This is a genomic window from Pseudomonas sp. W22_MBD1_FP4 (assembly GCF_052113765.1).
Lineage (GTDB): Bacteria > Pseudomonadota > Gammaproteobacteria > Pseudomonadales > Pseudomonadaceae > Aquipseudomonas > Aquipseudomonas sivasensis.
In genome coordinates, this window is sequence record NZ_JBGQOI010000026.1 from 65,559 (window position 1) to 88,423 (window position 22,865).

General features: G+C 60.2%; 23 protein-coding genes. 15 read left to right on the top strand and 8 right to left on the bottom strand.

Translation table 11 applies throughout. The features are described 5' to 3' along the window. Positions 1 to 65 precede the first annotated feature (65 nt). From ACEN2T_RS25960 to ACEN2T_RS25975, 4 genes are all read left to right on the top strand, one after another. A complete protein-coding gene (locus ACEN2T_RS25960) occupies positions 66 to 1,160 on the top strand; it encodes a polyamine ABC transporter substrate-binding protein (protein WP_032884236.1) in 1,095 nt (364 codons plus the stop codon). A 67-nt stretch (positions 1,161 to 1,227) separates the two neighbouring features. Further along, the gene (locus ACEN2T_RS25965; RefSeq protein ID WP_003195240.1) at positions 1,228 to 2,370 is read left to right on the top strand and encodes an ABC transporter ATP-binding protein; all 1,143 of its coding nucleotides are present in this window, start codon (positions 1,228 to 1,230) and stop codon (positions 2,368 to 2,370) included. Continuing rightward, complete coding sequence (locus ACEN2T_RS25970) at positions 2,367 to 3,287, top strand: ABC transporter permease subunit (RefSeq protein ID WP_032884234.1); 921 nt, start codon at positions 2,367 to 2,369, stop codon at positions 3,285 to 3,287. Before ACEN2T_RS25965 ends, ACEN2T_RS25970 begins: the two co-directional genes overlap by 4 nt. Further along, positions 3,284 to 4,168: an ABC transporter permease subunit gene (locus tag ACEN2T_RS25975; protein ID WP_115485540.1), complete on the top strand. Its 885-nt coding sequence runs from the start codon at positions 3,284 to 3,286 to the stop codon at positions 4,166 to 4,168. The genes ACEN2T_RS25970 and ACEN2T_RS25975 overlap by 4 nt, the downstream gene beginning before the upstream one ends. A gap of 112 nt (positions 4,169 to 4,280) precedes the next feature. Here the strand turns inward: ACEN2T_RS25975 and ACEN2T_RS25980 are convergent, their stop codons facing one another. Beyond that, the gene (locus ACEN2T_RS25980; protein WP_442117782.1) at positions 4,281 to 4,922 is read right to left on the bottom strand and encodes an HD domain-containing protein; all 642 of its coding nucleotides are present in this window, start codon (positions 4,920 to 4,922) and stop codon (positions 4,281 to 4,283) included. A 292-nt stretch (positions 4,923 to 5,214) separates the two neighbouring features. Between ACEN2T_RS25980 and ACEN2T_RS25985 the strand changes: the two genes are divergently transcribed. Then, the gene (locus ACEN2T_RS25985; protein ID WP_442117783.1) at positions 5,215 to 6,186 is read left to right on the top strand and encodes a GlxA family transcriptional regulator; all 972 of its coding nucleotides are present in this window, start codon (positions 5,215 to 5,217) and stop codon (positions 6,184 to 6,186) included. 29 nt (positions 6,187 to 6,215) lie between these two features. On the opposite strand, the gene ACEN2T_RS25990 is transcribed toward ACEN2T_RS25985, so the two are convergent. Then, positions 6,216 to 8,570 (bottom strand): penicillin acylase family protein, encoded by a 2,355-nt coding sequence (locus ACEN2T_RS25990; protein ID WP_442117784.1) that lies wholly within the window; start codon positions 8,568 to 8,570, stop codon positions 6,216 to 6,218. A 27-nt stretch (positions 8,571 to 8,597) separates the two neighbouring features. Continuing rightward, the gene (locus tag ACEN2T_RS25995; RefSeq protein WP_032884222.1) at positions 8,598 to 9,173 is read right to left on the bottom strand and encodes a DUF6436 domain-containing protein; all 576 of its coding nucleotides are present in this window, start codon (positions 9,171 to 9,173) and stop codon (positions 8,598 to 8,600) included. A gap of 104 nt (positions 9,174 to 9,277) precedes the next feature. Here ACEN2T_RS25995 and ACEN2T_RS26000 point away from each other — a divergent pair, with 104 nt between their 5' ends. Continuing rightward, positions 9,278 to 10,219 carry an alpha/beta hydrolase gene (locus ACEN2T_RS26000; protein ID WP_442117785.1) on the top strand — a complete coding sequence of 314 codons (942 nt, stop codon included), beginning with the start codon at positions 9,278 to 9,280 and terminating at the stop codon, positions 10,217 to 10,219. 104 nt (positions 10,220 to 10,323) lie between these two features. Here the strand turns inward: ACEN2T_RS26000 and ACEN2T_RS26005 are convergent, their stop codons facing one another. Next, positions 10,324 to 11,076 carry a DUF2059 domain-containing protein gene (locus ACEN2T_RS26005; protein WP_078050614.1) on the bottom strand — a complete coding sequence of 251 codons (753 nt, stop codon included), beginning with the start codon at positions 11,074 to 11,076 and terminating at the stop codon, positions 10,324 to 10,326. A 131-nt stretch (positions 11,077 to 11,207) separates the two neighbouring features. Between ACEN2T_RS26005 and ACEN2T_RS26010 the strand changes: the two genes are divergently transcribed. Both ACEN2T_RS26010 and ACEN2T_RS26015 read left to right on the top strand, forming a co-directional pair. Further along, complete coding sequence (locus tag ACEN2T_RS26010; protein WP_122756263.1) at positions 11,208 to 11,840, top strand: 2OG-Fe(II) oxygenase; 633 nt, start codon at positions 11,208 to 11,210, stop codon at positions 11,838 to 11,840. A gap of 2 nt (positions 11,841 to 11,842) precedes the next feature. Continuing rightward, entirely contained in the window at positions 11,843 to 12,325 is a 483-nt protein-coding gene (locus tag ACEN2T_RS26015; protein ID WP_032884217.1) for a DUF523 domain-containing protein, read from the top strand. On the opposite strand, the gene ACEN2T_RS26020 is transcribed toward ACEN2T_RS26015, so the two are convergent. Continuing rightward, positions 12,276 to 12,800: a transporter substrate-binding domain-containing protein gene (locus tag ACEN2T_RS26020; RefSeq protein WP_095185156.1), complete on the bottom strand. Its 525-nt coding sequence runs from the start codon at positions 12,798 to 12,800 to the stop codon at positions 12,276 to 12,278. The two genes, ACEN2T_RS26015 and ACEN2T_RS26020, sit on opposite strands and share 50 nt — an antisense overlap. Before the next feature lie 134 nt (positions 12,801 to 12,934). On the opposite strand from ACEN2T_RS26020, the gene ACEN2T_RS26025 reads away from it, so the two are divergent. Next, positions 12,935 to 13,375, top strand: a complete 441-nt coding sequence (locus ACEN2T_RS26025; RefSeq protein ID WP_032884216.1) for a DUF4399 domain-containing protein — start codon at positions 12,935 to 12,937, stop codon at positions 13,373 to 13,375. A gap of 68 nt (positions 13,376 to 13,443) precedes the next feature. On the opposite strand, the gene serA is transcribed toward ACEN2T_RS26025, so the two are convergent. Continuing rightward, on the bottom strand, positions 13,444 to 14,673 hold the full coding sequence (gene serA / locus ACEN2T_RS26030; RefSeq protein ID WP_003176761.1) for a phosphoglycerate dehydrogenase: 1,230 nt from the start codon (positions 14,671 to 14,673) through the stop codon (positions 13,444 to 13,446). Positions 14,674 to 14,878: 205 nt separating this feature from the next. Here serA and ACEN2T_RS26035 point away from each other — a divergent pair, with 205 nt between their 5' ends. From ACEN2T_RS26035 to ACEN2T_RS26050, 4 genes are all read left to right on the top strand, one after another. Further along, complete coding sequence (locus ACEN2T_RS26035; RefSeq protein ID WP_032884215.1) at positions 14,879 to 16,273, top strand: FAD-binding oxidoreductase; 1,395 nt, start codon at positions 14,879 to 14,881, stop codon at positions 16,271 to 16,273. 23 nt (positions 16,274 to 16,296) lie between these two features. Beyond that, the gene (locus ACEN2T_RS26040) at positions 16,297 to 16,962 is read left to right on the top strand and encodes a fumarylacetoacetate hydrolase family protein (protein WP_032884213.1); all 666 of its coding nucleotides are present in this window, start codon (positions 16,297 to 16,299) and stop codon (positions 16,960 to 16,962) included. A 251-nt stretch (positions 16,963 to 17,213) separates the two neighbouring features. Then, on the top strand, positions 17,214 to 18,140 hold the full coding sequence (locus ACEN2T_RS26045) for an SdiA-regulated domain-containing protein (RefSeq protein WP_095185154.1): 927 nt from the start codon (positions 17,214 to 17,216) through the stop codon (positions 18,138 to 18,140). Positions 18,141 to 18,260: 120 nt separating this feature from the next. Then, positions 18,261 to 19,175, top strand: a complete 915-nt coding sequence (locus tag ACEN2T_RS26050; RefSeq protein ID WP_032884208.1) for an SdiA-regulated domain-containing protein — start codon at positions 18,261 to 18,263, stop codon at positions 19,173 to 19,175. A 51-nt stretch (positions 19,176 to 19,226) separates the two neighbouring features. Here the strand turns inward: ACEN2T_RS26050 and rpiA are convergent, their stop codons facing one another. Beyond that, positions 19,227 to 19,898, bottom strand: coding sequence for a ribose-5-phosphate isomerase RpiA (gene rpiA, locus ACEN2T_RS26055; protein WP_017253881.1), 672 nt, complete (start codon positions 19,896 to 19,898; stop codon positions 19,227 to 19,229). 136 nt (positions 19,899 to 20,034) lie between these two features. Between rpiA and ilvA the strand changes: the two genes are divergently transcribed. Both ilvA and ACEN2T_RS26065 read left to right on the top strand, forming a co-directional pair. Continuing rightward, complete coding sequence (gene ilvA / locus ACEN2T_RS26060) at positions 20,035 to 21,549, top strand: threonine ammonia-lyase, biosynthetic (protein WP_032884206.1); 1,515 nt, start codon at positions 20,035 to 20,037, stop codon at positions 21,547 to 21,549. A gap of 42 nt (positions 21,550 to 21,591) precedes the next feature. Continuing rightward, positions 21,592 to 22,005, top strand: coding sequence for a DUF2269 family protein (locus ACEN2T_RS26065; RefSeq protein WP_442117786.1), 414 nt, complete (start codon positions 21,592 to 21,594; stop codon positions 22,003 to 22,005). 149 nt (positions 22,006 to 22,154) lie between these two features. Here ACEN2T_RS26065 and ACEN2T_RS26070 read toward each other — a convergent pair whose 3' ends face one another. After that, positions 22,155 to 22,814, bottom strand: a complete 660-nt coding sequence (locus tag ACEN2T_RS26070; protein WP_032884204.1) for an HAD family hydrolase — start codon at positions 22,812 to 22,814, stop codon at positions 22,155 to 22,157. Between the last annotated feature and the right edge of the window lie 51 nt (positions 22,815 to 22,865).

The window sequence follows — 22,865 nt, forward strand, 5'->3', positions numbered from 1 at the left end:
AAGTTGCGCGCCGGTTTTGTTGCCGGGCAACAACTTCAGGCCCAACTATTTAAGAGGACCTCCACTTGCCAATTTCTTTATTTCGCAAAGCCATGCTGGTGGGCGCAGGTGTCACGCTGGCTGTCAGCGTGCAGGCCGCATCGACGGTGCATATTTATAACTGGTCGGACTATATCGGTACCGACACCCTGGCCAACTTCGAAAAGGCCACCGGCATCAAGCCCGTGTATGACGTGTTTGATTCCAACGAAACCCTGGAAGGCAAGTTGCTGGCCGGACGTACCGGCTACGACGTAGTCGTGCCGTCCAACCACTTCCTCGGCAAGCAGATCAAGGCCGGGGCGTTTCAGAAACTCGACAAATCGCTGCTGACGAATTACGCAAATCTTGACCCGGCCTTGCTCAAACGCCTGGAAAAGAACGACCCAGGCAACCAGTACGCCGTGCCGTACCTCTGGGGTACCAACGGCATCGGTTACAACGTCGACAAAGTGAAGGAAGTGTTGGGCGTCGACAAGATCGACTCCTGGGCTGTGCTGTTCGAGCCGGAAAACATGAAGAAGCTGGCCACCTGCGGTGTGTCGTTCATGGATTCGGCAGATGAAATGCTGCCGGCGGTGCTCAACTACATGGGCCTGGACCCTAACAGCACCAACCCTGAAGACTACAAAAAGGCCGAAGAAAAGCTGCTTAAAGTACGGCCCTACGTGACCTACTTCCATTCGTCCAAATACATCTCGGACCTGGCCAACGGCAACATCTGTGTGGCGGCCGGTTTCTCTGGCGATGTGTTCCAGGCCAAAGCCCGTGCGGCTGAGGCAGGCAAGGGCGTGAACATCGCCTACGCGATTCCAAAAGAAGGCGGCAACCTGTGGTTTGACGTGCTGGCGATCCCCAAGGACGCCACCAACGTTAAACAGGCCCACGCCTACATCAACTATTTGCTGCAACCTGAGGTAATCGCCCAGGTCAGTGATTACGTCGGTTACGCCAACCCTAACCCAGGGGCGGACAAACTGATGGAGCAATCGATACGCACCGACGAAGCGGTTTACCCACCGCAGGCGGTTCTCGATCGGACATTCGTCAACTTCGAGCTACCCCCGAAAGTGCAACGTTTAATGACCCGTAGCTGGACCAAGGTCAAGACGGGCAAGTAAGGCTCAAATTATCCAAGGGTCGTCCGTATTGGGCGCTCTGCACTCTTTTTTTCTGGGAGTTTCGTAAATGGCAGTTGCCTCCGGCGCCTACAAGAAAGCCCTCGAAGGGGACCAGACACCGAAGAAGGTGTTGGTCAAAATCGACCGGGTCACGAAGAAGTTCGACGAGACGATTGCCGTGGACGATGTGTCCCTGGAAATCAAGAAAGGCGAGATCTTCGCCTTGCTCGGCGGTTCGGGTTCGGGCAAATCCACGCTGCTGCGCATGCTCGCAGGTTTCGAGCGCCCGACCGAGGGTCGCATCTACCTCGACGGTGTGGACATCACCGACATGCCGCCGTACGAGCGGCCGATCAACATGATGTTCCAGTCCTACGCCCTGTTCCCGCACATGACTGTGGCGCAGAACATCGCCTTCGGCCTGCAACAGGACAAGATCCCCAAGGCCGAAGTCGACGCCCGCGTAGCCGAGATGCTCAAGCTGGTGCAGATGAGCCAGTACGCCAAGCGCAAGCCGCACCAGTTGTCCGGCGGCCAGCGTCAGCGTGTGGCCCTGGCCCGCTCCCTGGCCAAGCGCCCGAAACTGCTGCTGCTCGATGAGCCCATGGGCGCCCTCGACAAGAAACTGCGTTCGCAGATGCAACTGGAGTTGGTGGAGATCATCGAGCGCGTCGGCGTGACCTGCGTGATGGTGACCCACGACCAGGAAGAGGCCATGACCATGGCCGAGCGCATCGCAATCATGCACTTGGGCTGGATCGCACAGATCGGCAGCCCGATCGATATCTACGAAACCCCTACCAGCCGCCTGGTGTGCGAGTTCATCGGTAACGTCAATATTTTCGACACCCAAGTGGTGGACGACGCCGAAGGCCACGCCGTGCTCAAGTGCCCGGACTTGGACCGCGACATCTACGTGGGCTACGGCATCGCCACTTCGGTGGAAGACAAGTCGGTGACCTACGCCATCCGCCCGGAAAAACTGCTGGTCACCACCGAAATGCCGACCTGCGAGCACAACTGGTCCAGCGGCAAGGTGCACGACATCGCTTACCTGGGCGGTCACTCGGTGTTCTACGTGGAACTGCCGAGCGGCAAGCTGGTGCAGTCCTTCGTCGCCAACGCCGAGCGCCGTGGTCAGCGGCCGACCTGGGGTGATCAGGTTTACGTGTGGTGGGAAGACGACAGCGGCGTGGTACTTCGCTCATGAACACAAAAAAGCTCAAGCGGCGCTTGAACCGCCTCGTCCCGAGCGGCAAGCAGGTGGTCATCGGGATTCCGTTCCTGTGGCTGTTCCTGTTTTTTGCCCTGCCGTTTTTCATCGTCCTGAAAATCAGCTTTGCCGAAGCCGACGTGGCAATCCCGCCGTACACCGAGATCTACACCTACGTTGAACAAAAGCTGCAAGTGGTGCTGAACCTGGCCAACTACAGCTTGTTGGCAGGTGATGAGCTGTACATCGCTGCGTACCTGGGCTCGCTGAAGATGGCGTTCTTCAGCACGCTGCTGTGCCTGCTGATCGGCTATCCGATGGCGTATGCCATTGCCACTGCGCGCAAAGAGATGCAGACCGTGCTGGTGCTGCTGATCATGATGCCGACCTGGACCGCGATCCTGATCCGCGTGTATGCGTGGATGGGCATCCTCAGCAATAACGGCTTGCTCAATGGTTTCCTGATGTCCATGGGGCTGATCAACGAACCGCTGCAGATCCTCAACACCAACATCGCGGTGTACATCGGCGTGGTCTATTCGTACCTGCCGTTCATGATCCTGCCGCTGTACGCCAACTTGGTGAAGCACGATCAGAGCCTGCTGGAAGCCGCATCCGACTTGGGTTCGAGCACCTTCAACAGCTTCTGGAAAATCACCGTGCCGCTGTCCAAGAACGGCATCATCGCCGGCTGCATGCTGGTGTTTATCCCGGTGGTGGGCGAGTTCGTGATTCCGGAACTGCTGGGCGGCCCGGAAACCCTGATGATCGGTAAAGTGTTGTGGCAAGAGTTCTTCAACAACCGTGACTGGCCGGTGGCGTCTGCCCTGGCGGTAGTGATGCTGGCGATCCTGATCGTGCCCATCATTCTGTTTAACCGCAGCCAAGCCAAAGAGATGGAGGGCAAGATATGAAGCGCGTCAGTTTCTCAAGCTTCATGCTGGTGGCGGGGTTGTTGTTCATCTACCTGCCGATGTTGATCCTGGTGATCTACTCGTTCAACGAATCCAAGCTGGTAACGGTGTGGGGCGGTTGGTCGATCAAGTGGTACGTGGGCCTGCTGGACAACACCCAGTTGATGGGCTCGGTGGCACGTTCCCTGGAAATCGCCTGCTACACGGCGGTGGCCGCTGTTGCGCTGGGTACGTTGGCGGCGTTTGTGCTGACGCGCATCAGCCAGTTCAAGGGCCGCACGTTGTTCGGCGGCCTGGTGACCGCGCCGTTGGTGATGCCGGAAGTGATCACCGGTCTGTCGCTGTTGCTGCTGTTCGTGGCTATGGCGCAGATGATCGGTTGGCCCCAGGAACGTGGCATCGTCACCATCTGGATCGCCCACACCACGTTCTGTGCGGCGTATGTGGCGGTGGTGGTGTCGGCGCGTTTGCGTGAGCTGGACCTGTCGATTGAAGAGGCGGCCATGGACCTCGGCGCGCGGCCTTGGAAGGTGTTCTTCCTGATCACCATCCCGATGATCGCGCCATCGTTGGCGGCAGGCGGCATGATGTCGTTTGCGCTGTCCCTGGATGACCTGGTACTTGCCAGCTTCGTCTCGGGCCCGGGTTCGACGACGTTGCCGATGGAGGTGTTCTCGGCGGTGCGTCTTGGGGTTAAACCTGAGATCAACGCCGTAGCCAGCCTGATTCTGTTGGCGGTGTCGTTGGTGACCTTCCTGGTGTGGTTCTTCAGCCGTCGTGCCGAAGAGAATCGCAAGAAAGCCATTCAGCAAGCCATCGAAGAAGCCGCGGCGGATGGCTGGAAACAGCCGGACGTGCGTCGGGCGCAGGCGCCGGTCTAAAGGTGGGAGGGGGCTTGCTCCCGATGGCGGTGGGTCAGTCAATAGATGCAGTGACTGACACTCAGCAATCGGGGGCAAGCCCCCTCCCACATTTGATCGCATTTCAACTCCGCTACGCCAACCACGGCGACTTGCGAATCACCTCGACAAAATTCATCGGCTTGAACCCCGGCTCCTGATCCACCAGCACATCCGTCTTTACGTTGCCAAACGTGGTCTGCGGGCGATGGCGCAAGCCGTCGGCGAACGCACAGATGATGCACTCCTTGAACCCTTCACCCCGTGGATGCGCATGCACCACTGCTTCGCGCTGCACACTGCTAAACGCGGCGTAGTCCATGCCCAGCACGTCCATCTCCACCCCGGCAGTCACCAGCGCGACGGTGGGGCGCAGATGCTGCGGCACACCTGGCGTAGTGTGCAGGGCGATGGACAGCCACACCTGTTCGATATCGTCATCGCTGAGCCCGTAAGGTTTGAGGAAGGCCGCCGCCGCGTTGGCGCCGTCCACTTCGAAACGCTCGTTATCGCTGCGATACCCTTCCACCAGGCCCAAGTCATGGAACATCGCGCCCACGTAGAGCAACTCCGGGTTATAGGCCAACTGCTTGCGCTCACCGCTCAATGCGCCGAATAGAAATACCCGCCGCGAGTGGTGGTAGAGCAGATCGGATTCGATGTCACGGATGTACTCGGTGGTGGCCTTGGCCAGGGCGCTGTCGGGGATCTTGATACCGGCGATGGTGGTGGTCATGGTTGCTCTCCTCTGGAAAGCAATCAGTTTGGTCGCTCGTCTGTGCAGCGGCCATCGCGGTGAGGGCGCGATCCCGGCCAATGTGCCGACACATCGTGCCAAGCAGAAATCGACTAGGGTGTAGCGGGCGATATCACTCTTGAAGCCTGCGAAAATCCCAATGTGGGAGGGGGCTTGCTCCCGATTACTGAGTACCAGGCACTGCATCTGCTGGCTGATACAGCGCCATCGGGAGCAAGCCCCCTCCCACAGGGTTTGCATTTTATTCCGCTAGAAAAAGGTGTCTGTGAGCATGCACAAGACCGTCGCCATCCTGATCTTCCCCGGCGTCCAGTCACTGGATGTGACCGGCCCCATGGATGTGTTCTGCGAAGCCAACCGCTTTCTGCCGCCCCAGGATCACTACCAGATAGAGGTCATCGGGCTAGGCCACGGCACCATGGCCGCCTCCAATGGTTTGGCATTGCAGGCCCACAGGCATTACAGCGAAGCCCTGCAGGCCTATGACCTGCTGCTGGTCGCCGGTGGCCCGCAGTTGCCGTTCGAAGATTTCGGCGTGTCGTTCGATAATTGGCTGCGTGGCGCCACCGCTCGGGCGCGACGTTTTGGCTCGATCTGCAACGGCGCCTTCATGCTGGCGCGCGCTGGATTGCTGGACGGAAAAACCGTCACCACCCATTGGAACGACGCCGCTGACCTGGCGCGCCTGTGCCCCTCGGCCCAGGTCGAAGCCGACCGCCTGTACGTCCAGCACGGCAACCTCTACACCTCGGCCGGGGTCACGGCGGGCATCGATTTGTCGTTGTACCTGCTGGCCCAGGACCACGGTCCGGAAGTGGCTTTGAGCGTGGCCAAGCGCCTGGTGGTGTTCACCCAGCGTTCGGGCGGGCAGTCGCAGTTCAGCCCGTTTCTTACACCCCACGCCGAAACCACATCGGCGGTAGCGCTGGTGCAGCTGTATGTATTGGCGAATTTGACCGGGGATCTGACCATCGCCGACCTGGCCAAGGCTGCCAATATGAGCGCGCGCAATTTTTCTCGGGTGTTTGCCCGTGAGGCGCAGGTTACGCCTGCGGAATTTGTTGAGCGGGCCCGGCTGGATGCGGCGCGGGTGATGCTTGAAAGTACTCACGCGCCATTGAAAACCGTGGCGTACCAATGCGGTTTTCGTGATGCCCAGCACATGCGCAGTGTGTTCAATCGCCGCCTGGGGGTGACGCCGCAGCAGTTTCGGCTCAACTTTGCGCCCCCAGCAACGGCGTAGACCAACGGTAGGCGTTGGCTTGCATAGGGCTACCGCGCCGGTAGTAGCTTCAAGGTGCCGCGCGTATTCGCCGTGACTTCCTCATCACTGAAATGCGCTTGCTCGTAACCGCCTTCGATATAGGTCTCTGCCTGGTCGCCATAGTGCTTGTCAAACGGCACACCGCTTTGACCGACCGGGTTGATCGTCAGCGCGTGGGCCACATCGGCGAAGTCGATCAGACGGCGGGTCGAAGGGCCGTAGGTCACCGGCCAGGGCGCTGGGCCGATGGCGGCCGACTGATTGTTCGGCACTTCGTGAGTGCCGGGCGCCGGGAAGGGGCCGACGTTGAGAATCAGGTCCAGCGGCTTTTGCGAACCCAGCGGATGGCCGTGGGTCAAGGTATGGGCCTTGCCCCACTGCCACTGGGTCGGGTCATCGCCGAAGGTGGCTTTCAGGTGCGTGAGGCTGTTGTCCCAGGCGAGTTTGACGGTGTCGGCGCGCTTGCCGTCCCACCAGGGTGAGTCCGGGTCGGCAGCCAGGCGGGGCAGGGCGGCGTCGATTACGCGGGTGGTGAGCAGGGTCTTGAACATGGCGTCACCCAGTTTCGGGTGGAAGGCTGCATCGGCGAGGTTGAACAGGAACTGGTTGAACAGCGTGGCGCTGATGGAATCGAGTGGGTAGTCACCCTTCCAGCTTGCAAGCTGTTCCACCTGTTTCAACTGTGCCGGGTCTTTGACCACCTCACGCAGAACCGGCAACAACGGCGCCAGCAGGCGCGGGCCGAAGGCGGTAGTGGTACCCAGTTGCAGGGCTTGGCTGTTGTTCACATCCCACTTCACGCTTTTGTCGCTTAACTGTGCGTTCAATTGCTGGCCACGGTCGGCCAGATTGTAATAGCCGGGGATTTCCAGGCCGGTGGGTGATGCCGGTTGGGCATTGGCCGACACCACATAGCCACGCGCGGGGTTTTCTTCCTGGGGGTTGGCGCTGAAGGGGTAGAAGCCCAATTTGTCGGCCTGGGCGGTGCTGCCGTCGAGGATAAACCCAGGGTTGACGCCGGCCGGACGAATCGGCAACTGCGCCGCCGCCCACCAGCCGATATCGCCCTTGGCGTTGGCCCACACGATATTCAGCCCCGGCGCCGACACTTTGGCCGCCGCCGCGCGGGCCTTGGTCAGGGTGTCGGCGCGGTTGAGCTGATAAAAGCCGTCGAGAATCGGGTTCTGGGTGTCGAGGAAGGCCCACCACATGGCGATGGGCGTCTTGCCGGCGCTCTCGCCGAGTACGTCATTGATAATCGGCCCGTGGGGCGACTGGCGCAGGGTGAAGGTGACTGGCGTCTGGCCCTTCACCGCGATCTGTTGTTCGCTGCTGGTCATGTCGACCCATTGGCCCTGGTACCAGACCTGGTTGGGGTTGTCCGGGTTGAGCTTCTCGGCGATCAGGTCGACGTCGTCGTTCTGGAACATCGTCAGGCTCCAGCCGAAATCCAGGTTGTGCCCCAGGAAGGCCACTGGCACCAGCGCGTTGTGATAGCCATACAGCTCAAAGCCCGGCGCCGACAGGTGCGCCTCGTACCACACCGACGGCACCGAGAAACGGATATGCGGGTCACCCGCCAGTAGCGGCTTGCCGCTCTTGGTGCGGCTGCCGCTGATGGCCCAAGCGTTGCTGCCTTCAAACTGCGGCAGGCCGTTGTCGGCCAAGGCCTGTTCGCTCAGGGACGCGATGGCACCGAGGGTTTGCCAATCGCCGGCAGCCAGGTTGAGTGCGCCTTTGGGTTGCCAGTCGAGGTCGAACACTTTCAGGTAGTCACCGCCCAATTGGTCGCGAACGTAGGTCAACAAGGGCTCGGTGCGAAACGCGGCGGCAAAGCTGTAGGCCATGTATCCGGCGACGCTGATGGTGTCTTCGGCGGTGAACCGGCGCTTGGGGATGCCCAGCACGTCAAACTCCATGGGGCTGGCGTGGGTGTCCTGATACTGATTGATTCCATCCAGATAGGCTTGCAGGGCCTTCCAGGACGCAGACTCGTGATCCATCTGCTCCACGTAGCTCAAGGCCCGCTCACGGATGTGCAGGCTGCGAAACAGTTTGTCGGTCTCCAGCAGCTTGGGGCCGAGTACTTCGGCCAACTCTCCACGGGACAGGCGCCGCATGATCTCCATCTGGAACAACCGGTCCTGGGCGTGCACATAGCCCAGGGCGCGATACAGGTCTGTCTCGTTGTCGGCGCGAATATGCGGCACGCCACGGTCGTCGTAGCGCACCGTGACCGAGCCTTGCAGGTTGGCCAGCGTGACCGAGCCCTGGCGAGTGGGCTGCTTGCTGTACACGTACCAGCCGCCGCCGAGGGCGATCAGCACCAGCAGAACCGCGAGAACCCGCAAGACGCGCTTCATGAACTTTCCTTACCGGGAGTGGAGTGACTAACGATCTTCAGGCCACGAACAATAGCAGCCCACTGCCAAGGTGTGAGTGGCATTCACTTCGCGCCCCGCTTGGAGTGCCTTCAGGATCGGCTCGATAAAACTGTTGCTGGCGTTGCACGTCAGGCCTTCGCTGTACGGCCCGAAATACGCGAGCTTGCCCGTGCGATCCCAGATGCCCACGGCCGGGCTGGCCGGTACTTGGTCGGCGCCGGGCAGGGCGGTGAGGATCTTCATGCTGCGCAGGTTGTCTGGCAAACGGCCGTGGCTGTCGGGTTTTTGCAGGGCGTAGAACTCGACGCCTTGTGGCGCGTATTGCTCGATCAACTCGCCCAAGTGTTGCTGGTTACCGACGTTGCACGGGCAGGCTGGGTCCCAGAAGTGCACCAGGCGGATTGGGCCAGGCCCGCTCAGCTCGGCGGGCAGGCGCAGTGCATCGCCGGAAAACACCGCTGTGTGTTCGCTGAAGGCGCGCAGGTAGCGGCCCTGGAACCAGTCATACGCGGCCCACAGCGCGACAGCGCAGATGATCAGGATCAGGCTGGCGAACAGGGTGGTACGGTAGGGTTGTCGCATCCGGATCTATCCTCGAAGGTCGCGTAGCTTGCCATGCTTGTCCTGACAGATGAATATCGCAGCTCGATATTCATCTGCCCTGTGCGTTAAGTCTGGAACCCCTTATGCCCGTTACCTTTGACCCCGATCATCTGCGCGACAGCTTGCGACCCCTGGTGGATGCGCAACCGCTCAGCGCCGAAGCGCGGGTGTACCAGCGCTTTTATGGATTGGACCTGGCCGCGCGCAAAGTGCCGGCTGTGAGCCGCCTGGGGCGCTTTGAGGTGCGCGGGTTCGAGGTGGTGGGGCAGGTGTGGTCGCCCCCACAACCGGTGGCGACGATGTTTATGTTCCACGGCTTCTACGACCACATGGGCCTGTACCGCCACGTGGTGGACTGGGCGCTGGACCAGGGTTTTGTGGTGGTCGCTTGCGACCTGCCGGGCCACGGCCTGTCCAGCGGCGCGCGGGCCAGCATCGATGATTTTGCGGTGTACCAGGAGGTGGTGCAGGCGCTGTTCGCCCAAGCCCAGGCGCTGAAATTGCCGCAGCCCTGGCATCTGTTTGGGCAGAGCACGGGCGGCGCGGTGGTGGTGGACCATTTGCTCAACCAGGGGGCCGACAGCCCGGCCCAAGGCAAGACCTTCCTGCTGTCACCGTTAGTGCGGCCACGTGCGTGGGGGTGGTCGCAGGTCAGTTATTACCTGCTGCGTCCGTTCGTCAAAGGTATCGCCCGGCGTTTCAGCGAGAACACTAACGACCCGGCCTTCAAGCCGTTCCTGGAGGCCGATCCGCTTCAGCCGCGCCAACTGCCCACCGCCTGGGTGGGGGCGTTGGCGCGCTGGATCAAGCGCATCGAAGCCGCACCGCGCAGCCCCCGGAGGCCGGTGATTGTGCAGGGTGAGGAAGACATGACGGTGGACTGGCAGCACAACTTGCAGGTGCTTCGGGGTAAGTTCGACCAGCCTGAGGTGCTGATGCTGAAGCGGGGAAGGCATCACCTGGCGAATGAGATTCCCGAGATTCGTGAAGAGTACTTCCGGTATTTGACAGACCATTTGAAATAACACAATCCAAATGTGGGAGGGGGCTTACTCCCGATAGCGGTGCATCAGTCAGCTTATCTGTAGCTGACCCACTGCCATCGGGGGCAAGCCCCCTCCCATATTTTCTACTGCGTCAGGCTTGAAGTGCTTTGGCCGACCGCCAGCCCCGCGCGAATCGCTGCCAGCGCCGCCTGGTAATACGCCTTACCTTCCGGCGACTCTGCAAACGTGGCGAACTCTTCCAGCTCCGGGTCGGACAAATCCCGATAGACGTACAGCAGGGTGTTGTTCAGATCCTTATCGATCTGCTGCATCAGCCGTTCACGTTGACCATTCAACATGCCCTGCGCCTGACCACCGCCCAGCAAACCGGGAATCATTTGGCTCAAACTGTCGGCCGCCACGCCGGCAATCGCCAGGCTGACTTCCGCACCGGCCTCGCGGGCGGGCAGGGCCTGGGCCAGGTGGCCGATGATCAGGCTGCGGGTGGCGTCGGCTTCGATTTTCGGCAGGCCTTGGGCGTTTTTGGCCAGCTGGTCGCGGCGGGTGGCCAGCAGCTCTGCGGCGACAATCTTGCGGCCCAGCGGTGATTGGAAGAACGCCAGGGCAGGCTTCGGATCCGCCAGGTTCTTGCGCAATTGCGCCTCGGCGCGCTGGTCCATAGCCTGGGCGGCAAAGCGCTTATTGCTGTTGTCCACCAGCGCCTGGTACACCGCCGGCGGCAGGCTATTGCGATAGCGCTGCTGGGCGGCACTGAGGGCGTCATTGAAATGCGCACGTTGTTCGGCCCAGCCGGCGACCTTGTACAACTGGTCATGGCCGTCTGCCCAAGCGGGCAAAACGCAGAACATCAGCAAGGAAAAAAACAAACGACGCATATGGACTCCTGTCAGTCGGCCACTATTGTCCGTGTCGGGCGTAGGATTTGTCGAGAAGTCCTATCAGTCACCTGACTAAAGTGTATTGAGACGCTCGACGGCGCTGTCGGATTTGAAGGCGTATGGATACTATGCGCGCCATGCAAATACCCCTTGATCACCCCCTGCTGCAACGCATTGTCGACGACCTGGCCGAGAAAGGTTGGTCGCAGCAGAACGGCTTCCTGCCCCAGGCTCTGACCCTGGAACTGGCGGCTGAGTGCCGTAAACGTGCGGCCGAGGGTGAATTGGCACCGGCGGCGGTGGGGCGCGGACCATCCCAGGAGATCCGCGAGGGCATTCGCGGCGACCATATCCAGTGGCTGGAGGAGGGCGACGCCGCCGTCTGCGACAGCTACATGGCGTTGATGGACAGCCTGCGCCTGGCGATGAATCGAGGGCTGTTTCTCGGTCTGGAAGACTTCGAAAGCCACTTCGCGATGTACCCACCAGGGGCGTTTTACCTCAAGCACCTGGACCGTTTCCGCGACGATGACCGGCGCATGGTTTCGGCGGTGATCTACCTGAATGACGCCTGGCTGCCCGAGCATGGTGGCCAGTTGCGCATGTACCTCAAGGACGGTGTCGAACACGATGTGGTGCCTACCGGCGGTTGCCTGGTGGTGTTCCTGTCGGGCGAAGTGCCCCACGAAGTTATGCCCGCCACGCGCGAACGCCTGTCCCTGACCGGCTGGTTTCGGCGGCGGGGCAACGAGCCGTTTTAATCATGCAAAAGATTCTGATCAGCCGCTGCCTGCTCGGGCACAAGGTGCGTTATGACGGCGGAGCCAGCGGGCCGTTCGATCAACTGGCTGCGTGGCAGGCCGAAGGCCGTGTGGTTGCGATCTGCCCGGAAGTGTCGGGCGGTTTGCCGACGCCCAGGCCCTCTGCCGAGATTCCCGGCGGGCAAGGCATCGATGTCTGGGAAGGTCGCGCCAAAGTGCTGACTGCCGAGGGCGAAGACTTCAGCGCTGCCTTCCTAGACGGCGCCCGCCAAGCGTTGGCGCTGGTGCAGCGCCACAACATCCGCGTCGCCATCTTAAAGGCCAATAGCCCATCCTGCGGCAATCTGCTGACCTATGACGGCACCTTCACTGGCGTAAAGGTGAGCGGCGAGGGCGTCACGGCGGCGCTGCTCAAACGCCATGGTGTGCAGGTGTTCAGTGAGCTGGAGTTGCCGGAGGCGGCACAGGCGTTGGCGCTTCTGTAGAGGCATCCCCCTCTAACCACTTCTGCGACAGCGCTTTCAACCGGCCATCGTCCTTCACCCGCTTCAACGCCCCGTCCAGGCTGGTCTTGAACGCCGGGTTGCCTTTCTGGAACGGGATTGCCAGCTCGGGTTTCTCGCTATAAGCCTCGCTGAAATCGAACTGATCCTTAAGCTCGGCAGTCAGAGCGATATGGTTGATGGCCACGTCGTATTTGCCGGTGGCAACCCCTGGCAGCAGGTCGGCGCCATCAGTGGTGATAAACGAGGGGCGCACGTCCATTTCTTTAGCCAGCAGTTCTCCGAGTTCGACTTCAAAACCGGTGAGTTTTTCGCCTTCCTTGAAGTTATAGGGCGGGGTGTTGGCTTCAAGGGCGATGCGCAGTTCGCCGCGATCATTGACGTCGTCGATCAGTTCGGCATGAGCCAAGGGGCTCAGAAGGGGAAGCAAAAGTAACAGGCCAGGCGAAAAGCGCATGGTCACTCCTAAAGAATTCGAATGTGCGAGACGCCGTTCAGCATCGCTTTGCTATGGTGGTGAGTGACTTGGACAGCAATTTATCGCGAAGTTGTCATAACCCTACAGATTTCACAGAAAAACTGGAGAAGCGAATGAAAGCCCTTTTGTCCCGTGCAACGATTGCCAGCCTGTTGCTGGGTGCCTCGGTGTTGGCAAATGCCGCTGATGTGCCTCGTACCCCAGCACCCAAGGGCGCGGAGGTGTTTATCGTCTCGCCCAAAGATGGCGCCACCGTCGACAAAACCTTCACTGTCAAATTCGGCGTCAAGGGCCTGGACCTGGAGCCGATCGACAAGCAAGTGCCTAACGCCGGCCACCACCACTTGCTGGTAGACCAGGACGTGCAGTCGCTTAAAGCCGACGAAGCCATTCCGGCCACTGCAACTTCGATTCACTTCGGCAAGGCGCAAACCGAAACCGAACTGACCCTGACTCCAGGCAAGCACACCCTGCAGCTGGTAGCTGGCGACAACGTGCATCGCCAGTTCGAACCCACTGTAGCGTCGAAAGTGATCACGGTTAACGTCAAGTAAGATGTGTTCAGACAAAAAAATGGGAGGCCCCTGCGGGTCTCCCATTTTTTTGTGCAGCGTTTAAAGCGTTAGAACAACACGCGGCTACGGATAGTGCCGTTGATGTGCTGCAGCTTCTCTTGCGCCAGGTCCGAGTACTCGGCGTCGACGTCGATCACCACGTAGCCAACCTTCTCGTTGGTCTGCAGGAACTGACCGGAGATGTTGATGCCGTTTTCCGCGAAGACCTTGTTGATCTCCATCATCACGCCAGGGATGTTCTGGTGGATGTGCAGCAGACGGTGTTTGCCAGGGTGAGCCGGCAGGGCCACTTCCGGGAAGTTCACAGACGATACCGACGTACCGTTGTCGCTGTACTTGACCAGCTTTTCCGAGACTTCCAGGCCGATGTTGGCCTGCGCTTCAGCGGTGGAGCCGCCGATGTGCGGAGTCAGGATCACGTTGTCCAGGCCACGCAGTGGGCTTTCGAAGATATCGTCGTTGGAGCGAGGCTCCACCGGGAACACGTCGATGGCGGCGCCGATCAGGTGCTTGTCCTTGATCGCGTCGGCCAGGGCGTCCAGCTCGACCACAGTGCCGCGCGCGGCGTTGATCAGGATGCCGCCTTTCTTGATGGCGCGGATTTCCTTCTCGCCGATCATCCACTGGGTCTCAGCGGTTTCCGGAACGTGCAGGGTCACGATATCGGACATGCCCAGCAGCTCGGTCAGGCTCGACACCTGGGTAGCGTTGCCCAATGGCAGCTTGGTCAGGGTGTCGTAGAAGAACACCTGCATGCCCAGGCCTTCAGCCAGTACCGACAGCTGAGTGCCGATCGAGCCATAACCGACGATGCCCAGCTTCTTGCCGCGGATTTCGAAGGAGTTGGCCGCGCTTTTGATCCAGCCGCCACGGTGGCAGGAAGCGTTCTTCTCCGGGATGCCGCGCAGCAGCAGGATGGCCTCGGCCAGCACCAGTTCCGCAACGGAACGGGTGTTGGAGTACGGTGCGTTGAACACCGCGATGCCGCGTTCGCGCGCAGCGTTGAGGTCGACCTGGTTGGTGCCGATGCAGAAACAGCCGACAGCCACGAGTTTCTTGGCGTGATCGAAGATTTCTTCGGTCAGCTGAGTGCGGGAGCGAATGCCGATGAAGTGCGCGTCGGCGATCTTTTCCTTGAGCTGGGCTTCCGGCAGAGAACTGGTGATGTACTCAATGCTGGTGTACCCGGCGGCTTTCAGAACGTCGACAGCCGATGGGTGGACGCCTTCCAGAAGAAGGAACTTGATCTTGCTCTTATCGAGAGAAGTCTTGCTCATCTGCGTAAACCTGTATCCCGGAGAAAAATGGCAGGGAATCGAGCAGCGCAAGCTGACCCGGACGGCAGGAAAGCCGTCACCGCAGAAACGCCCTTGGGCTCTGTCCTGCGGGGGCGGTATGCTAGCATACGCGCCCCGCTAAACACCTATTCCTGCGACGTGAAGCGTTCTCAGGATGACCATGAATTGTTCGAGAGTTCTGTCGATGACCCATCCTGCCCTGATTGATGAGCTAAAGACCCTGGTTGAGCCCGGCAAAGTGCTGACCGACGCCGACTCCCTGGAGACTTACGGCAAGGATTGGACCAAGCACTTCGCACCCGCGCCCACCGCCATCGTGTTCCCCAAGACGATCGAGCAGGTACAGGCCATTGTCCGTTGGGCCAATGAGCACAAGGTGGCACTGGTGCCGTCTGGCGGTCGCACTGGCCTGTCTGCAGCCGCTGTTGCGGCCAATGGCGAAGTGGTCGTGTCCTTCGACTATATGAACCAGATTCTGGACGTGAACCTCACCGACCGCACCGCCGTGTGCCAGCCGGGCGTGGTCACAAAGCAGTTGCAGAACGTCGCCGAAGAAAAAGGCCTGTACTACCCGGTGGACTTCGCCTCGTCCGGTTCCAGCCAGATTGGCGGCAATATCGGCACCAATGCCGGCGGGATCAAGGTTATTCGCTACGGCATGACCCGTAATTGGGTCGCCGGCATGAAAGTCGTCACCGGCAAAGGCGATGTGCTGGAACTGAACCGCGACTTAATCAAGAACGCCACCGGCTACGACATGCGCCAGCTGTTCATCGGCGCTGAAGGCACCCTGGGTTTTGTGGTCGAGGCCACCATGCGCCTGGACCGTGCGCCGAAGAACCTCACCGCCATGGTGCTTGGCACCACCGACTTCGACTCGATCATGCCGGTGCTGCACGCATTCCAGAGCAAGCTGGACCTGACCGCGTTCGAATTTTTCTCCGACAAAGCCCTGGCCAAAGTGCTGGGTCGTGGCGATGTGCCGGCCCCGTTTGAAACAGAGTGCCCGTTCTACGCACTGCTGGAATTCGAAGCCACTACCGAAGAAGTCGCCAACCACGCGCTGGAAACCTTCGAACACTGTGTCGAACAGGGCTGGGTGCTGGACGGCGTGATGAGCCAGAGCGAAACCCAGCTGCACAACCTGTGGAAACTGCGTGAGTACATCTCCGAGACCATTTCCCACTGGACGCCGTACAAGAACGATATCTCAGTCACTGTCTCCAAAGTGCCAGCGTTCTTGAAAGAAATCGACGCGATCGTCGGCGAACACTATCCGGACTTCGAAATCGTCTGGTTTGGCCACATCGGTGACGGCAACCTGCACTTGAACATTCTCAAGCCGGAAAGCCTGAGCAAGGACGAGTTCTTCGCCAAATGCGCCACCGTGAACAAATGGGTGTTCGAGACCGTTGAGAAATACAACGGCTCTATCTCCGCCGAACACGGCGTGGGCATGACCAAGCGCGATTACCTGACGTACAGCCGTTCGCCGGTCGAAATTGAATACATGAAGGCCGTCAAAGCAGTGTTCGACCCGAACGGGATCATGAACCCTGGCAAGATCTTCGCTGTTTAACCGCCCCCCGAAGGAGTCGTTCCATGAGCTACCAGCACAAGTATGTCGACGGCACCAACATCCACTTCCCGGTGGGTAAAGTGGTGTGCATTGGCCGTAACTACGCCGAACATGCCAAGGAACTGGATAATCCAGTGCCGACCGAACCGTTGCTGTTCATCAAGCCCGGCAGCTGTGTCGTGGCGCTGGAAGGCGGTTTTGCCATCCCTGCCGACCGTGGTTCGGTGCACTACGAAGCGGAAATCGCGGTATTGATCGGCAAGCCGTTGTCGAACAAGCCAAGCCGTGAAGAAGTGCTGGACGCCATCTCCGGCTTCGCCCCGGCCCTGGACCTGACACTGCGTGACAAACAGGCCGAGCTGAAAGCCAAGGGCCTGCCGTGGGAAATAGCCAAATCCTTCGACGGCGCGGCAGTGATCGCACCGTTCGTGGTGGGCAGCACTTTCCCGGACGTGACCGATATCGGCATTCGCCTGACCATCAACGGCGAAGTGCGCCAGGACGGCAACAGCTCGCAAATGCTCAACCCGATCATCCCGATGATCCAGCACATGGCCGGCTGCTTCTCGCTGCAGGCTGGTGATGTGATTCTCACCGGCACCCCGGCTGGCGTGGGTCCGCTGAATGTGGGTGATGAGTTGGTGTTGGAATTGGCGGGCGTGAATCGCTTCGACAGCAGCGTTCGATAAGCACCTGGCCAACGCGGTCAAACCTGTGGGAGGGGGCTTGCCTCCGATGGCGGTGTATCAGTTAAGTGGATGTTGACTGACGCGCCGCTATCGGGGGCAAGCCCCCTCCCACATTGGAGTTGTGTCGGCCGGTAAAGCCCCTGGTTTTTGCATTTTTTTCACACGCCATCCGGATAATCCCCAGCCTCCAGAGCGCGGGCCCGTCGATCCTGTGCTATCACCTAACGCTGACTTTCCGGAAAAAGCGCCCCATGGCCGTGTCCCTGCCCTCCGCCACACCCAAGCCGCGTTCCCGTTTTGCCCTGCGCTGGTATTCCTGGCTGTTTCTGGCGGGGGCCATCTTTTATGGCGTTGCCTGGGCCATGCATTGGGATGACCGCGGCGTGCTGTGGGTGCTGGAGCGCTTCGAGACGCCCACCGAGCGCAGTGAAAGCGTATGGCTGCCGGACTACCACGCGGTCATCGACGCCAAGGTGTTGCCGGGAATGGAGAAGGACGAAGCCTCGGACGTCGCCTACAACCCGCAGACCAAAACGCTGTTTTCCGTCATGGGCAAAAACCCGTTCCTCGTTGAGTTGAGCCTGCAAGGCGATGTGCTCCGCAAGATGCCGCTCAATGGTTGGGAAAATCCGGAAGGCGTGACGGTCCTGGAAAACGGGCTGATGGCAGTGGTCGACGAGCGCCAGCACAGCCTGACCATCGTCAAGGTCGACGCGACGACCCAGCAGTTGAACAAGGCTGATTTCCAGGCCTACGACCTGGGCCCGTCTAAAGACCAGAACAAAGCTTTTGAGGCGATCACCTGGGACAAGCGCAACCAGCAACTGGTGTTGGGCGAAGAGCGCCCGCCGGCATTGTTTACCTGGAAAAGCGACGGCAGCCAGATCCTGAACGGCGATAAACAAAAACTCGCCAGCAAAGAACTGGACATGCGCAACCTCTCGGCCCTGGCTGTCGATCCGCGCACCGGCCACCTCCTTGCGCTTTCGGCCGACTCTCACCTGTTGCTGGAGCTGGACGAGAAGGGCGAACAAGTCAGCTTCATGACCTTGCTGGGCGGCTTCAATGGTCTCAACAAAACCATTCCTCGTGCGGAGGGGGTGACCATGGATGAGGAAGGCACTCTGTACATAGTGAGTGAGCCGAATCTGTTCTATCGTTTCGAAAAGCAGAAATAATCGACCAGTTACGTCGGATATTTCTCTATCAGCGGCATTCGCCAGACATCCGGGCGCGTTTAAGTTTAAATTCAGACAGGCGTGATATTCATTCGCCACTTTTGATTTTGAGCCCGCCCAATGCGCCGACTTGCCCGCCCCAAGCCCATTCTTTTTCTGTTCGTGCTGATCGCCCTGATCTGCGCCGGGGTCGCTGGGCAGCACTTTCGCTTGTTCGAGCGCGCTTGGTTCAATTGGCAGACATGGCGTCATCCCGCCGATGAGCGTTCCATTGGCCTCGCTGATTACCGGGTAACGCTGGAGGCCCAAGTCATCGAGGGGCTCGATGACGATGTCTCGGCACTCACCTATGACCCTGTGCGCAAAAGCCTGTTTACCGTGACCAATCAAAACGCCGAACTGATCGAGTTGTCGCTGGACGGCAAGATCTTGCGGCGCATTCCCTTGGTGGGATTTGGTGATGCGGAGGCCGTGGAGTTCATCAGCGACAACATCTACGTCATCACCGATGAACGCCAACAGCGCCTGATCAAGGTGCATGTTGACGACGACACCCAGTTCCTCGACGCCGCAGATGCAGAGCAAATGACCCTGGGCCTGCATGTAGGTGGCAACAAGGGCTTTGAGGGGTTGGCCTATGACTCAGTGGGCAAGCGCCTGTTCGTGGCCAAGGAGCGCGATCCGATGTTGATCTATGAGGTCCACGGGTTTCCTCATTTCAAGCCTGAAAAAACCTACTCGGTGCACGTGATCAATAACCCCAAGCGTGACGCCGGGCTATTTGTACGCGATCTGTCGAGCCTGCAATACGACGAGCGCAGCGGCCATCTGCTGGCGCTGTCGGATGAGTCATTTTTGGTGTTGGAACTGGATATCGACGGTCGCCCATTGAGCAGTCTTTCTCTACTCAATGGGCGCCATGGCCTGAAAAAACGTGTGCCTCAGGCCGAAGGGATCGCCATGGACGACGAAGGTACGTTGTACCTGGTCAGCGAGCCGAACCTGTTCTACGTGTTCAAGAAACCCAGTCCCTGACACACCGCCATCCGGGGGCAGACCCCCTCCCACGTTGGGTTGGTGGTGTCCTCAGGCCTTGAGGGTTTTCACGCCTTCGGAAGTGCCCAGCAGCAGCACATCCGCCGGACGCGCAGCGAACAGGCCGTTGGTGACCACGCCGACGATGGCATTGATCTGCGTTTCAAGCTCCACCGGATTGGTGATCTGCATATTGAATACGTCGAGGATGATGTTGCCGTTGTCGGTCAGCACGCCTTCGCGGTACACCGGATCGCCGCCCAGCTTCACCAGCTCGCGGGCCACGTGGCTGCGGGCCATCGGGATGACTTCCACCGGCAGCGGGAATGCGCCGAGGACCGGTACCAGCTTGCTGGCGTCGGCGATGCAGATGAAGGTCTTGGCCACGGCCGCGACGATCTTCTCGCGAGTCAGGGCTGCGCCGCCGCCCTTGATCAGGTTCAGGTGCGCGTCGCTCTCATCGGCGCCGTCGACATAGAACTCCAGGTCGCTCACGGTGTTGAGCTCGTACACCGGAATGCCATGGCCTTTCAGGCGTGCGGCAGTGGCTTCGGAGCTGGCCACGGCGCCATCGAACGCGCCCTTGTGCTGGGCCAGCGCATCGATAAAGCAGTTGGCAGTGGAGCCGGTGCCGACACCGACGATGCTTTTGTCGTCGAGTTTAGGAAGGATTAAATCGACAGCGGCCTGGGCCACTGCCTGTTTGAGTTGATCCTGGGTCATGCGGGCTCCGGAACGGGCGGGGAGTAAAGAGGGGCGCGAGTATAACCCAACAAAACCTCGGGATTCGTGTGGTCGTACGGCCAAAAGCCGGGTTAGACTCCTCGGCCCTGCCCAACTCGCCCAGTGATTCCCGCCGATGCTTGAACAGTACGTCAAAAAGATCCTCACCTCGCGCGTTTACGACGTTGCCGTAGAAACCCCGCTGCAGACCGCCCGCCAGCTCTCCGAGCGGCTGGGCAACAAGGTCTGGCTCAAGCGCGAAGACTTGCAGCCGGTGTTCTCGTTCAAGATTCGCGGCGCGTACAACAAGCTGACTCAGTTGACGGCTGAAGAGCGCGCACGCGGCGTAGTCACGGCGTCGGCGGGCAACCATGCGCAGGGCCTGGCCCTGGCGGCCAAGGTGCTGGGGGTCAAGGCCACTATTGTGATGCCCAAGACCACCCCTGAGATCAAGGTCGAAGGCGTGCGCTCTCGCGGCGGTAAAGTGGTGCTGCATGGCGACTCATTCCCAGAGGCGCTGGCCTACTCGCTGAAACTGGTCGACGAAAAAGGCTACGTCTACATTCACCCCTACGATGATCCGCACACCATTGCCGGGCAGGGCACCGTGGCGATGGAGATTCTGCGCCAGCATCCAGGGCCGCTGGATGCGATCTTCGTACCCGTGGGCGGCGGTGGTTTGATCGCGGGCATCGCGGCGTACGTGAAATACCTGCGCCCGGAAATCAAGGTCATCGGCGTCGAGCCGGACGACTCCAACTGCCTGCAAGCTGCCATGGCCGCGGGTGAGCGCGTGGTCTTGCCGACGGTTGGGATCTTTGCCGACGGCGTGGCGGTGGCGCAGATCGGCCAGCACACCTTTGAAATCTGCAAAGACTATGTCGACGAAGTGATCACCGTGAGCACCGATGAAATCTGTGCGGCGATCAAGGACATCTACGACGATACCCGCTCCATCACCGAGCCAGCAGGCGCGTTGGGTGTGGCCGGGATCAAGAAGTACGTTGAGACCCGTGGTGTCAGCGGCCAGACGTTCGTCGCCATCGACTCCGGGGCCAACGTCAACTTCGACCGCCTGCGCCACGTGGCTGAGCGCGCTGAGTTGGGTGAAGGCCGTGAAGCCATCATCGCCGTGACCATTCCTGAGAAACCGGGCAGTTTCAAGGCGTTCTGCGAGGCCGTGGGCAAGCGCCAGATCACCGAATTTAACTACCGCTACCACTCCGGCAGCGAGGCGCACATCTTTGTCGGCGTGCAGACCCACCCGGAAACCGATCCGCGCAGCGCGCTGATCGCCAGCCTCACCGAGCAGGGTTTCCCGGTGCTGGACCTGACCGAGAACGAACTTGCCAAGCTGCACATCCGCCATATGGTCGGTGGGCATGCCGCGCACGTCAGCAATGAAGTGGTGTTTCGCTTTGAGTTCCCGGAGCGTCCGGGGGCGCTGTTCAACTTTCTTAACAAGTTGGGCGGGCGCTGGAATATCTCGATGTTCCACTATCGCAACCACGGCGCGGCTGATGGTCGTGTGGTCGCCGGCCTGCAAGTGCCGGCGAACGAGCGTCACCTGGTACCGGCAGCGCTGGAGGCGATTGGCTACCCGTATTGGGATGAAAGTGATAACCCGGCCTACAAACTGTTCCTCGGTTGAGCGACTACGCTGATTGGGGGCAGCCTCTAAGGAATACGAAACATGGAAACCCTGATCACCCTGAAAGTTGTCCACATCGCGGCCACCGTGGTGGTGTTGCTCAGCGGCCTTGGCTTGGCGCTACTGGCCTGGCGTAAACGCAGCGCCGGCCCAGCCGTCACCGTGCAGCGCCCGTGGGCGTTTGTGTGGTTGCTGATGGGTATTTGTATGGTGAGCATGCCGTTCACCGGCTGGTGGCTGGTGCACCTGGTCGGCTGGCCATTGGGGCAGACTTGGATTCTGGGCTCCAGCATTCTCTACACCGTGGCGGCGCTGGCGTGGTTCTGGCTGGTGGCACGGCTCAATCGCTTGCGCAAAGGCGAGGGCGGCAGCCTGAATTTCACCCTGGTGCTGGCGGTGGTGAGCCTGGTGGGTTTTGTGGCGATTGCCGGGCTCATGGGCGCCAAGCCGGTTTAACGCGGTGAGGGCTTCTGTGGTGAGCGGGCTTGCCCCGCGCTGAGCTGCGAAGCGGCCCTGACAAAGGCCCGCATTTTTCCTGATAAGACCGGTTGGCAGGTTTTGGGGCTGCTTCGCAGCCCAGCGCGGGGCAAGCCCGCTCACCACGGTTACTCGCTACGCAGCGTAATCACCGGCCAACCACGCTTCTCGGCTTCAGCGCGCAGATTCGGATCCGGATCCACCGCCACCGGATGCGTCACTTGTTCCAATAGCGGCAGGTCATTCATCGAGTCGCTATAGAAGTAGCTGTCTTCCAGGCTATACCCCGTTTCTTCCAGCCAACGATTCAAGCGCGTCACCTTGCCTTCTCGGAAGCACGGCACGTCAGTGCTGCGCCCGGTGTATCGGCCATTTTCCATCTCGCACTCGGTGGCGATGAGGGTTTCAACGCCCAGGCGTGCGGCAATTGGCGCGGTGACGAAACGGTTGGTGGCGGTGATGATCACCAGCTTGTCGCCAGCGGCGCGGTGCTTGGCCAGCAGTTCCACGGCCAGTGGCAGCATGATCGGCTCAATGCAGTCGCGCATATAGTCATTGTGCCACTCATCCAGTTGGGCCATTTCGGTGCGGCCGAGGATTTCCAGGCAGAAATTCAGGTAGGCGGCGTTGTCCAGCTTGCCGGCCAGGTAGTCCTGATAGAACTCGTCGTTGCGGGCCTTGTAGGCTACCGGGTCGAGAATCCCGCGTTCGCACAGGTAATCGCCCCACGCGTGGTCGCTGTCACCGCCGATAAGGGTGTTGTCCAAGTCGAATAAAGCCAGGCGCATTGCAGTTACTCGCTGAAAAGTCTGTAAAAAGGCGTCCAGAATACGGTCTTT

What these genes read in the sequence shown, in the direction of transcription:
- ACEN2T_RS25965 (WP_003195240.1), top strand. Translation starts at nt 1,228, where the DNA reads ATGGCAGTTGCCTCCGGCGCCTACAAGAAAGCCCTCGAAGGGGACCAG.
- ACEN2T_RS25970 (WP_032884234.1), top strand. Translation starts at nt 2,367, where the DNA reads ATGAACACAAAAAAGCTCAAGCGGCGCTTGAACCGCCTCGTCCCGAGC.
- ACEN2T_RS25975 (WP_115485540.1), top strand. Translation starts at nt 3,284, where the DNA reads ATGAAGCGCGTCAGTTTCTCAAGCTTCATGCTGGTGGCGGGGTTGTTG.
- ACEN2T_RS25980 (WP_442117782.1), bottom strand. Translation starts at nt 4,922, where the DNA reads ATGACCACCACCATCGCCGGTATCAAGATCCCCGACAGCGCCCTGGCC.
- ACEN2T_RS25985 (WP_442117783.1), top strand. Translation starts at nt 5,215, where the DNA reads ATGCACAAGACCGTCGCCATCCTGATCTTCCCCGGCGTCCAGTCACTG.
- ACEN2T_RS25990 (WP_442117784.1), bottom strand. Translation starts at nt 8,570, where the DNA reads ATGAAGCGCGTCTTGCGGGTTCTCGCGGTTCTGCTGGTGCTGATCGCC.
- ACEN2T_RS25995 (WP_032884222.1), bottom strand. Translation starts at nt 9,173, where the DNA reads ATGCGACAACCCTACCGTACCACCCTGTTCGCCAGCCTGATCCTGATC.
- ACEN2T_RS26000 (WP_442117785.1), top strand. Translation starts at nt 9,278, where the DNA reads ATGCCCGTTACCTTTGACCCCGATCATCTGCGCGACAGCTTGCGACCC.
- ACEN2T_RS26005 (WP_078050614.1), bottom strand. Translation starts at nt 11,076, where the DNA reads ATGCGTCGTTTGTTTTTTTCCTTGCTGATGTTCTGCGTTTTGCCCGCT.
- ACEN2T_RS26010 (WP_122756263.1), top strand. Translation starts at nt 11,208, where the DNA reads ATGCGCGCCATGCAAATACCCCTTGATCACCCCCTGCTGCAACGCATT.
- ACEN2T_RS26015 (WP_032884217.1), top strand. Translation starts at nt 11,843, where the DNA reads ATGCAAAAGATTCTGATCAGCCGCTGCCTGCTCGGGCACAAGGTGCGT.
- ACEN2T_RS26020 (WP_095185156.1), bottom strand. Translation starts at nt 12,800, where the DNA reads ATGCGCTTTTCGCCTGGCCTGTTACTTTTGCTTCCCCTTCTGAGCCCC.
- ACEN2T_RS26025 (WP_032884216.1), top strand. Translation starts at nt 12,935, where the DNA reads ATGAAAGCCCTTTTGTCCCGTGCAACGATTGCCAGCCTGTTGCTGGGT.
- serA (WP_003176761.1), bottom strand. Translation starts at nt 14,673, where the DNA reads ATGAGCAAGACTTCTCTCGATAAGAGCAAGATCAAGTTCCTTCTTCTG.
- ACEN2T_RS26035 (WP_032884215.1), top strand. Translation starts at nt 14,879, where the DNA reads ATGACCCATCCTGCCCTGATTGATGAGCTAAAGACCCTGGTTGAGCCC.
- ACEN2T_RS26040 (WP_032884213.1), top strand. Translation starts at nt 16,297, where the DNA reads ATGAGCTACCAGCACAAGTATGTCGACGGCACCAACATCCACTTCCCG.
- ACEN2T_RS26045 (WP_095185154.1), top strand. Translation starts at nt 17,214, where the DNA reads ATGGCCGTGTCCCTGCCCTCCGCCACACCCAAGCCGCGTTCCCGTTTT.
- ACEN2T_RS26050 (WP_032884208.1), top strand. Translation starts at nt 18,261, where the DNA reads ATGCGCCGACTTGCCCGCCCCAAGCCCATTCTTTTTCTGTTCGTGCTG.
- rpiA (WP_017253881.1), bottom strand. Translation starts at nt 19,898, where the DNA reads ATGACCCAGGATCAACTCAAACAGGCAGTGGCCCAGGCCGCTGTCGAT.
- ilvA (WP_032884206.1), top strand. Translation starts at nt 20,035, where the DNA reads ATGCTTGAACAGTACGTCAAAAAGATCCTCACCTCGCGCGTTTACGAC.
- ACEN2T_RS26065 (WP_442117786.1), top strand. Translation starts at nt 21,592, where the DNA reads ATGGAAACCCTGATCACCCTGAAAGTTGTCCACATCGCGGCCACCGTG.
- ACEN2T_RS26070 (WP_032884204.1), bottom strand. Translation starts at nt 22,814, where the DNA reads ATGCGCCTGGCTTTATTCGACTTGGACAACACCCTTATCGGCGGTGAC.